Raw genomic sequence first — 9,150 nt, 5'->3', positions numbered from 1 at the left:
TTGGAAAAGATGAAGATATATCAAGAATTAAGTCTTTAGCATTTGGATAATATAACCATACGTTTGAAGTTAAGAGGATATTTTTTTGTTGAAATCAATTTACCATATTAAGTAAATTAATTTCAACTAGCACAATAGATTTATTTACATATGAAATTGCCAAAACCATACTCCAAATTCCATATTTTACTTTTACTATAAAGCTTGTTTTATTTGATTTGTATAATTTTTAACTTAATATTCCAGAATATATTCATTAGAATCGGTTATTATAATAGTACAACAAGGAATTAATAAACAACTACATAAATTACAGAGATGTATAAATCTATATGATTTTAAGCACTCATGTATTGTAGTTTGGTTATTAACTTCTTGTTTAATATAAAAGAAAGCTTAGAATAAATTCTAAGCTTTCTTATAATGAATAGGAAATTATATTCTTATTTAAATTTTGTATAGGTGTAATTTACGTTATGAATTTCAAAAAACTCTACATTAGAAATCTTTAAAAAGAAGATTTTTTATAATGAATAGGAAATTTATTGTATATAATCATAATTGGATGTATATTCATCTAAATTTCTTTGAAATTCAAATTTATTACTCATATAATCCAGTTCTTTATTCATCATATCTACTTTAGCATCTTCAATATCCATTTTACTTAGTCTACCATATTTGAAAAAATTATATTTATTCTGAAGAATGGTTTTAGAATTTTTTAAAATTTGTTCATTATCGTTTAATTTTTCTTTTGCTAAAATAAGTTGAGAATATTCATTTTCTAATTCATTTTTTATTGAAATTTCTTTTTCTTTATATGATTCTTCGTAATTATTTAAAGTTCTTTCTTCCTCTTTATACATATATGTATTTGAAGGATATTTGATTTTAATATTGTTTAAATTTAAATTTTGTATTTCATAACTATTTTTTAGACTTACATAATCATATCTATTTTTTAAAACCATATCCATAATATCTACAGGTTTTTTTATATTCTTAATATCTATATCTTTATTTATATCATCTAATACAACAGTATATCTTTCATCCATGTTATGCCCCATTAATTGATTTAAACTATTATATAGGTTTTCTAATTCAATTTTTTTAGTACTTAATGTTGTAAAAATCTCATCATATTTATTGTGACTATTCTCTAAATCAATATCAGAGATTTTACCAAGTTTATTTTTTAACTTTGATATCTCTAGCTTTTTTGATTCATGCTCCATATTCATTTTTGATATTTCTAATTCTTTTTGTTTAATCAAAATATCTTGAAATGATTTTAATACTTTTCTTTTTATTTCTTTTGTATCTTCTTTTAACTTTAGTTCATTACCTTTTATCTTTATATCTACTTCTTTCATTTTATCTCCAGATTCATATTTGTACTCTTCTAGTGATAGACCTCCACCTGATTTTGAATTTTTTATTCTCTTTTCTTGCCTTCTTGTTTTTGAACGATCGTCATACAATGCATCTAAGCTTCTTTTATCTTCTTTTAATATATTAGAATTTAATACAGCTTCACTTTGAGCTTTTTCTAAAGTCAATGTATTAACATTTAAATCACTTGCAAATGATTTAAATGTTAATATAGAATTAAAAAGCGTAAACAATGCAATCATAACAAATAAAAATATATATCTATTTTTTTTCATATTAACCTCCAATCAATTATTTATTCATATCTAAGTGCTTCTATAGGATCAAGTTTAGCTGCTTTATTAGCAGGATATATACCAAAGAAAATTCCAACAATAGCTGAAAAAGAAACACTTATTAGTATATATCTGATTGGTACACTAGGAGTTACTTTCAGTATAATAGCTGCTATATTAGATACTCCAAGTCCAAGTGTTACTCCTATTAATCCTCCTACACCTGATATTATCATTGATTCTACCAAAAACTGAAGTAATATATCCTTTCTTTTAGCTCCTAGAGCCTTTCTTATTCCTATTTCTCTAGTTCTTTCAGTTACAGATACTAACATTATATTCATAACACCTATTCCACCTACTAATAAAGATATAGCTGCTACTGCTCCTATTCCTAAAGATATTTTATTTAATATTCCATCAATCATATTCATCTGTCCTTTAGCAGATTCTGATCTATATAGATTCTCCTTACCTTTTATTCTAGATATAAACCTTAATATTTTACTGGATGTTTCTTCTATATCGCAATTTTTTGATAATTGTATATCTATAGAATCATATTCATCGTCATATTCTATAATACTTAAAGGTGCATATAAAGTAGTTCTGTTACTATTGTTGAGTTTATCAAATAAAGACGGGGGTTCTTCATACACACCAACTATAGTATAGTTTTGTTCTAAATCTCCTCTTTCAATTTTCAAAGTTTCACCTACAACACTAGTTCTTTTAAACAATTTAAGAGCAAGTTTTTTATTTATGGTAGCTACATATCGTCTACCTGTAACATCAGATTTATTTAAAAACCTTCCTTTTATAATATTTACTTTCCCTATATGCTTGTACTCCTCATTGACACCTTGTATATGTACATTCCCAAATTCTTTATTTTTTTTAGCCTTACCTGATCCTCCCCAGCTTACAGGCGATAAGTATTCAACTTCCTTTGAAAATACATTTCTTATTTTTCTTAAATCACTATGATTCAAAAAATCAGTTCTTCTTATATCATCATTCCAGTCCAAATAAATAGCCACTCTTCTAGTTCCAATTGTTCCCTCAACATCTTTACCTATACTCGCTTTTCCAATCTCTCCCAGAGTCATTATTGTAATAACGGAGCTAATTCCTATTATTATACCAAGCATTGTTAGAAAAGATCTCATCTTATTTGCTCTTAGACTGGATATAGCTAGCTTAAAATTTTCCAAAAAAAACAAGATAATAACCTCCAATCTAAAATTTATAATCTATTTTCAACAAGTTCATCTTTTATTAAAATACCATCTTTAAAAGCAACTACTCGTTTGCAGTGCTGTGCAATCTCAGGTTCATGTGTTACAAGTACTATTGTTACCCCTTCATCATTTAGCTTCTTAAAAATTCCCATCACTTCATCTCCTGATTTTGTATCAAGATTTCCAGTTGGTTCATCCGCTAAAATCAAAGGTGGCTCATTGGCTAATGCTCTGGCTATTGCAACTCTTTGTCTTTGACCTCCAGATAATTCATTAGGCATATGATGTATTCTTTCTTTTAATCCAACCTTTTCTAAAATAGAAATGGCTTTTTCTCTTCTATCACTTTGGCTTTTTCTAGCATATAAAAGTGGTAATTCTACATTTTTTAGTGAAGATGTTCTTGGGATAAGATTAAATGACTGAAAAACAAACCCTATTTTTAAATTCCTTATATCTGATAACTCTTCTTCATTTCTATCTTGTATAGGTATTCCATCAAGCAGATATTCTCCAGAAGTTGGCTTGTCAAGACATCCTAAAATGTTCATAAAAGTAGATTTACCAGATCCAGAAGAACCCATTATAGCTACAAATTCTCCTTCTTTTATAGTAAGAGAAATTTTCTTTAATGCTGGAACCTTTATATCTCCATTTTGATATACTTTTTCTAGATTTTTAACTTCTATCATTTTTATACCTTCTTTCCAACTATTTCATAGTAGAAACTTTCATACCATCTATAAAAGATTCATTAGGATTAACTGCTACTTTATCACCAAGCTTTATATCTTTTGATATTACTTGTACAGATAAATCACTTTGAATGCCTAATTCAACAGGTATTTCCTTTAATGTTTCATTTTTTACCACAAATACACAATTAGTTTTATCTGGTTTTTCATATATTGCTTCATAAGGAAGAATTAACGCATCTTTTTGTTTTTGTGTTTCTATTCTAGATTCAATTATAAGCCCTGGTCTTAAACCTTCTATATTCCCAGTCAAATCTACTTCCACAGGAATTATTATCTGTTTCCCAGAAGAAGATCCCTGTTTTATTCTTGCTGTTGGATAAATATTAGTTATTTTTCCTTTAAAGTTAGCATCAGAAAGAGATTCAGTAGTTAAATTTATTTCTTGTCCCTTATGTAATTTGCTTATATCAAATTCATTTATATCAAATGTTGCTTTTAAATTATTTAAATCTTCTATAACAAATATTCCTCCAGCTCCTTTAGGAATAGATCCAATTTTTGCATTAACAGCTGTAACAGTTCCGTCAATCGGACTTTTTACTGTTGATTTACTTAAATCATCTATTTTTTGTTTTAAATTTAGTTTTTTGAGTTCTAATGATTTTGCATCAACATTATTATTTTTTTCTCTTATAGCCTTATTTAAATCTGATTTTATTTTTTCTAAATTATTTTCAGATTTTTTATATGTGTTATAATCAGAATCAAATTCGTCCTTACTTATACTTCCTAATTCATATAATGATTTAGAACTTTCATATTTGTTTTTAGCAATTTCAAAATCCATAGTTTGATTTTCTACATCTCTTTCTAAGGATAGTATATGTTCTTCATTATTTTTTTCATTATATTGAGCTTCTTGAATTTCATATTCAAGTTTTGCAGATTCAATATCTTGATTTAATTGTTTCATATCAAATGTTGCTAATTTATCTCCTTTTTTTACTTTATCTCCTTCTTTTACAAATATATTATCTACTATATATGTAAGGTCTGAAGATATTTCTGATTTAACTTTACTCTTTAATTCTCCCTTTACATATATACTAGAACTTATATCACTTTTTGTTATATCTGTTGTTGTTACTATTATGTCATCACTTGACCCTGATGTTCTAAAATTAAATACTGCAAATAATAAAATAACTGCACTTATTGATATACCTATTATTTTCTTTTTTCTTGTCATTTAATTTACCCCCCACCTTAATTTAATTACATAGAATAAATTGTTATTATTTTATACTAAGATTATAACATTCTAGTATTTTATTTTCCTTAAAATTTTCTTAAATTTTCCTTAAATTTTGTATTATTTTCAAAAAAATAGAAAAACAACACATTAATGTGTTGTTTTTCTATTTTTCTATTTCGCTATCATCTATTAATTCTATAATTTCAGTATTATTGTTTTTTGTATTTCTGTTATTTTTATTATTTCTATTTTTTTTCTTTTTAATTGTAGTTGTCTTTGGCTCATTATTGATTTCTTTAGTAAGATATTCTATATTATCGTTATTTTCTCTTACTTCGTCATGTTTTTTTTTATCAAGGGTTTTAGATTTTGATTTTTTTACTTTTTTACTTACTTTTAGTTCTTTTTTATTATTGTTATTTGTCTTACTTTTTTTTCTATTCTTTTTGAACATTTTAAATAAACTCATATTATACCTCCTTATTATTAAGTACATATTATTTTATGTTTTATTTTTTTTATTGTTACAATAAAATTTCATTATTTTCTACTCGGAATAATATATATTAAAAAATACCGCCTGAATTAATTCAAACGGCATTTTTTAATATATATTATTCTGTATTTGCTTTTTCTGGGTACATGTCCATAATGCATGGTCTATCCCTCTTGATATGAATTCAGACATCTTCATTATTAATTGTAGCCTTGTATTTTGCAAAACCATAAATTCCATAAATCCTGATACATTCACTATTCCCAATATACTTATATCACCTACAGAAGGTAGTTTTTTATTTACACCAGCTCCAGGTTTTAATGCTTCATCAGATACTTTAACACATCCTATTCTATCTGATGCTCCTAGGCATGCATCTATAGCTATTATAAAAGGATTATCATAATATTTATTTATATGCTCAATTGTATCACTTAAATTTTTTGCATGTACAGGTTCTTCTAATGTTCCATGTATATATATTTCTTCATATTTATTTATTTTATTTTGAAGTTTGTATCCCACTAATGGACCTAATGAGTCGCCAGTACATCTATCTGTGCCTATGCATAATATAACTATCTCTTTATGCTCTTCTTTATAATTCTCTTTAATATAATTTTTGAGTATATTAGGAAAATGTATATAAGCATTATTATCTTTTATATTTATTTCATTCAACTATATTCACCTACCTTTTCTTACAATACAAGTTTTTCCCTAATATATAAAAAAAATTCATCTATATAAAATAATAGATGAATTTTTTAATAAATTTATCTTATTATTCCTTGAGGGATTTTATTTTACATAGTAAAATATACTCTACACTATAAGTATAAAGGATGTGTAATAATTTGCGTTGGTTTGATAAAAGGTATCACTCACTAAATTTTGAGCTTAGAAAAATTTTTAATGAAAAAATTTTCAAGTTATCTCTAGACGGAGGATTCACCTGCCCTAATAGAGATGGAAAAATAGGTTTTAATGGATGTATATTTTGTAGCGATAGTGGTTCTGGAGAATATGCCTCAGATAGATTTCTGTCTATAGATAAACAGATTGAAAATCAGATTAATTTACTAAATAGCAAATGGCCTAACGGAAAATATATTGCCTACTTTCAGAATTTCACAAACACTTATGCTGATGTTGATGTTTTAAGCAAAAAGTATGAAGCCGCTATTAATTGTGACAACGTAGTTGGCATTGCAATAGCAACAAGACCAGATTGTTTAGATGATACTGTTATTCAATTATTAAGTGAATTAAGTAAAAAAACATATCTATGGATTGAACTTGGACTTCAAACTATACATGATGAAAGTGCTGAGTTTCTAAGGAGAGGATATCCTTTTTCTTTATTCGAAGAAAAAGTAATAAAATTAAGATCTTATAATATAAATGTTGTAACCCATTTAATATTAGGTATTCCAAATGAAACTAGAGAAATGATTTTTGAATCAATTTCAAAAATTTCTAGTATGGATATTCAAGGGGTAAAACTACACCTTCTTCATGTAATTAAGGGAACTGATCTTGAGAAATATTATAATTCAACTAAATTTGCTTTGTTAGAAAAAGAAGAATATATTCATTTAATTTGTGATATTTTAGAAAAACTAAATCCTAATATAACAATTCACAGATTAACAGGAGATGGATCTAAAGATACATTAGTAGGTCCGTGGTGGAGTCTTGATAAAAGAAGTGTTTTAAATAGTATAGATAAAGAACTTTCAATTAGAGATTCATACCAGGGTAAATATTATTTATAAAAAGTATAAGATATATGGAGCCAAGCAACTCCAAGTTGTTAGCCCCATATATTTTATTATAATTATATTTTCATATATCTTCCATTGAACTGTAACCACTCAACCTGCTTTTTATATTCTGGTATTATTTTTGCGACCATTTTCCAAAATGATTTAGAATGATTCATATGAGACATATGGCTCATTTCATGAACCACTACATAGTCTATAACTTCAATAGGAGCCATTATTAATTTCCAATTAAACTTTATATCTCTATTTGAACTACATATACCCCAAAATTTTTCAGATTCTACAATATTTATTGATTTAGGTTTTAGTTTAAAATTAGACTGATAATATGATACTCTTTTTTTTATTTGCTTTGAACCTTCTTTTTTGAAATGTTTTTTTATGATATTTTTTACTTGTTCTTGTTCATCATTTTGAGTATTTATTATAATATTATTATTTTGTATACTTATATTATTTTTTTCTATATTTTTATCTAAAATAACTTTTATATAGTATTTTTTTCCCATATATAGAAGTTGTTCATCATTTGATATTTCTATCTCTTGCCTTTGAGATAAACTCCTTATATCATTTAATTTTTTTGAAATCAAATCAAGTTTTGACTCAATGATATTCATTACTTGGTCTTTATTGCATTCTTTTGGAGCCAACACTCTTACCTTAAGGTCATAATCTATTCTTATGCTAACGGTTTTTCTTTTTTTATATTCTATCAATATATTTATTTTTTCTCCGTTATAATCTACTTTTAACATTATATTGCTCCCATTATGTCTGTATCATATTTTTTCCAAAATCTACAGGTATATCATCCTTTACTATTTTATCTATACTAGATATCAGATCATTTTTTTCTTTTTCATCTATATTTATATTATATAAAATTTTATCTTTAATTTTTAATATTTGATTATTTTTAGATTTTATAACTTCATCATACTTACCTTCCATTTGAGACCAGTTTTTATTCAATAGATTGATTAAAGATGCCATTTCATCAGAGCTTCCAGCAATTCTATTAAACAAAAGTAAGTTTAGTGCTAAAACTTCTGGGATTTCCTTATGACTATATCTTAGTTTATGATCTATTTCTCCATACCCTTCCTCAAATATTGTTCTCACTTGAATCTCTGCAATAACTCTTTGATTCGTTGGAAAAAACTCAATTAAATAATGTACTGAACGATATCCTGATTTTCTTGAATTGATTTCAATTCCTAATTCTTTAAATTTTTCAGTATCATCTCCATCTCTAACATTTGCTGTTATTTCTATTACTTTCCATGTTTTCATTATAAATTTGTGTATTTCTTCCCAATCTTCTTTAAATATGTGTATAGCTCTAATTCCTATTAAATCAGTTATTTCTTCTTTATAATTATCTACAGAAAAAGAAAAGTTTTTTCCGTACTTATTTTTTCTACTAGGAATTTTTCTTATTATTTTTTCTATAAGCCTATCTGGATTTTTTACTCTTGACTTAACAGAATGTATATTTTCATGAGTTCTCAAAATAGTAGCTATAAACTCGGCTTGACTTTCATAGTTTTTTTTATATTCATTGAAATCATCATGTATATCATTTATTACATTCCAGTCTATATCTATATCTTTTATTTTATCTGTTAAATGGTGTTTTTGTAAAAATTCTTTTTTATTTATTCTCATTTAATTTCTCCTCTGTATAGTTATATTACTAAAATATATTAAAACCTATTTCATCATCTCCAAATGAATTAAATATTACAAAACTTATAATTAAAGCTAACATACATTCATAAAGCCTTTTTATATTTTTAAAAAAATTTAATTTCTTTATCATTTTATCATAAATATAAAACCACCTAAATAGTAATCTGTACCCTTTGTAAAGGACAATTTAAAAAAGACTATGCTACATTAAGAAGATGATTTCTGTATTGGACAGGAGTCATCTTCTTTAATCCCCACTGATATCTATAGTTATTATAATAAGTCATGTATTGTTTAAT

General features: G+C 25.5%; 11 protein-coding genes. 1 reads left to right on the top strand and 10 read right to left on the bottom strand.

Annotated features, from left to right (window positions below):
- Positions 1 to 542: 542 nt before the first annotated feature.
- The 6 genes from N4A48_RS14035 to yyaC all read right to left on the bottom strand — a co-directional run bounded on the left by N4A48_RS14035 (position 543) and on the right by yyaC (position 6,047).
- Positions 543 to 1,673 (bottom strand): TolC family protein, encoded by a 1,131-nt coding sequence (locus tag N4A48_RS14035; RefSeq protein ID WP_293666971.1) that lies wholly within the window; start codon positions 1,671 to 1,673, stop codon positions 543 to 545.
- Between the two features lie 20 nt (positions 1,674 to 1,693).
- On the bottom strand, positions 1,694 to 2,896 hold the full coding sequence (locus N4A48_RS14030; protein ID WP_293666970.1) for an ABC transporter permease: 1,203 nt from the start codon (positions 2,894 to 2,896) through the stop codon (positions 1,694 to 1,696).
- A gap of 23 nt (positions 2,897 to 2,919) precedes the next feature.
- Entirely contained in the window at positions 2,920 to 3,606 is a 687-nt protein-coding gene (locus N4A48_RS14025; protein ID WP_293666968.1) for an ABC transporter ATP-binding protein, read from the bottom strand.
- 19 nt (positions 3,607 to 3,625) lie between these two features.
- Positions 3,626 to 4,861, bottom strand: coding sequence for an efflux RND transporter periplasmic adaptor subunit (locus N4A48_RS14020; RefSeq protein ID WP_293666967.1), 1,236 nt, complete (start codon positions 4,859 to 4,861; stop codon positions 3,626 to 3,628).
- Between the two features lie 169 nt (positions 4,862 to 5,030).
- Entirely contained in the window at positions 5,031 to 5,336 is a 306-nt protein-coding gene (locus tag N4A48_RS14015) for a hypothetical protein (RefSeq protein WP_293666966.1), read from the bottom strand.
- Between the two features lie 135 nt (positions 5,337 to 5,471).
- Positions 5,472 to 6,047 (bottom strand): spore protease YyaC, encoded by a 576-nt coding sequence (gene yyaC / locus N4A48_RS14010; RefSeq protein WP_293666965.1) that lies wholly within the window; start codon positions 6,045 to 6,047, stop codon positions 5,472 to 5,474.
- A gap of 176 nt (positions 6,048 to 6,223) precedes the next feature.
- On the opposite strand from yyaC, the gene N4A48_RS14005 reads away from it, so the two are divergent.
- Positions 6,224 to 7,144 (top strand): TIGR01212 family radical SAM protein, encoded by a 921-nt coding sequence (locus tag N4A48_RS14005; RefSeq protein ID WP_330665143.1) that lies wholly within the window; start codon positions 6,224 to 6,226, stop codon positions 7,142 to 7,144.
- A 62-nt stretch (positions 7,145 to 7,206) separates the two neighbouring features.
- Here N4A48_RS14005 and N4A48_RS14000 read toward each other — a convergent pair whose 3' ends face one another.
- From N4A48_RS14000 to N4A48_RS13985, 4 genes are all read right to left on the bottom strand, one after another.
- Entirely contained in the window at positions 7,207 to 7,914 is a 708-nt protein-coding gene (locus N4A48_RS14000; RefSeq protein WP_293666963.1) for a M48 family metallopeptidase, read from the bottom strand.
- A 13-nt stretch (positions 7,915 to 7,927) separates the two neighbouring features.
- On the bottom strand, positions 7,928 to 8,827 hold the full coding sequence (locus N4A48_RS13995) for a RelA/SpoT domain-containing protein (protein WP_293666961.1): 900 nt from the start codon (positions 8,825 to 8,827) through the stop codon (positions 7,928 to 7,930).
- A gap of 28 nt (positions 8,828 to 8,855) precedes the next feature.
- Entirely contained in the window at positions 8,856 to 8,981 is a 126-nt protein-coding gene (locus N4A48_RS13990) for a hypothetical protein (RefSeq protein WP_293666959.1), read from the bottom strand.
- 67 nt (positions 8,982 to 9,048) lie between these two features.
- Positions 9,049 to 9,150, bottom strand: a 102-nt coding sequence (locus N4A48_RS13985) for an IS3 family transposase (protein ID WP_293663950.1), incomplete at its 5' end; no start/stop codon positions are given.

Origin of the sequence: Tepidibacter sp., from assembly GCF_025210165.1 — a bacterium.
Lineage (GTDB): Bacteria > Bacillota > Clostridia > Peptostreptococcales > Peptostreptococcaceae > Tepidibacter_A.
The sequence above is the reverse complement of the archived record's forward strand: the minus strand, read 5'-3'. Positions and strand labels throughout refer to the sequence as shown.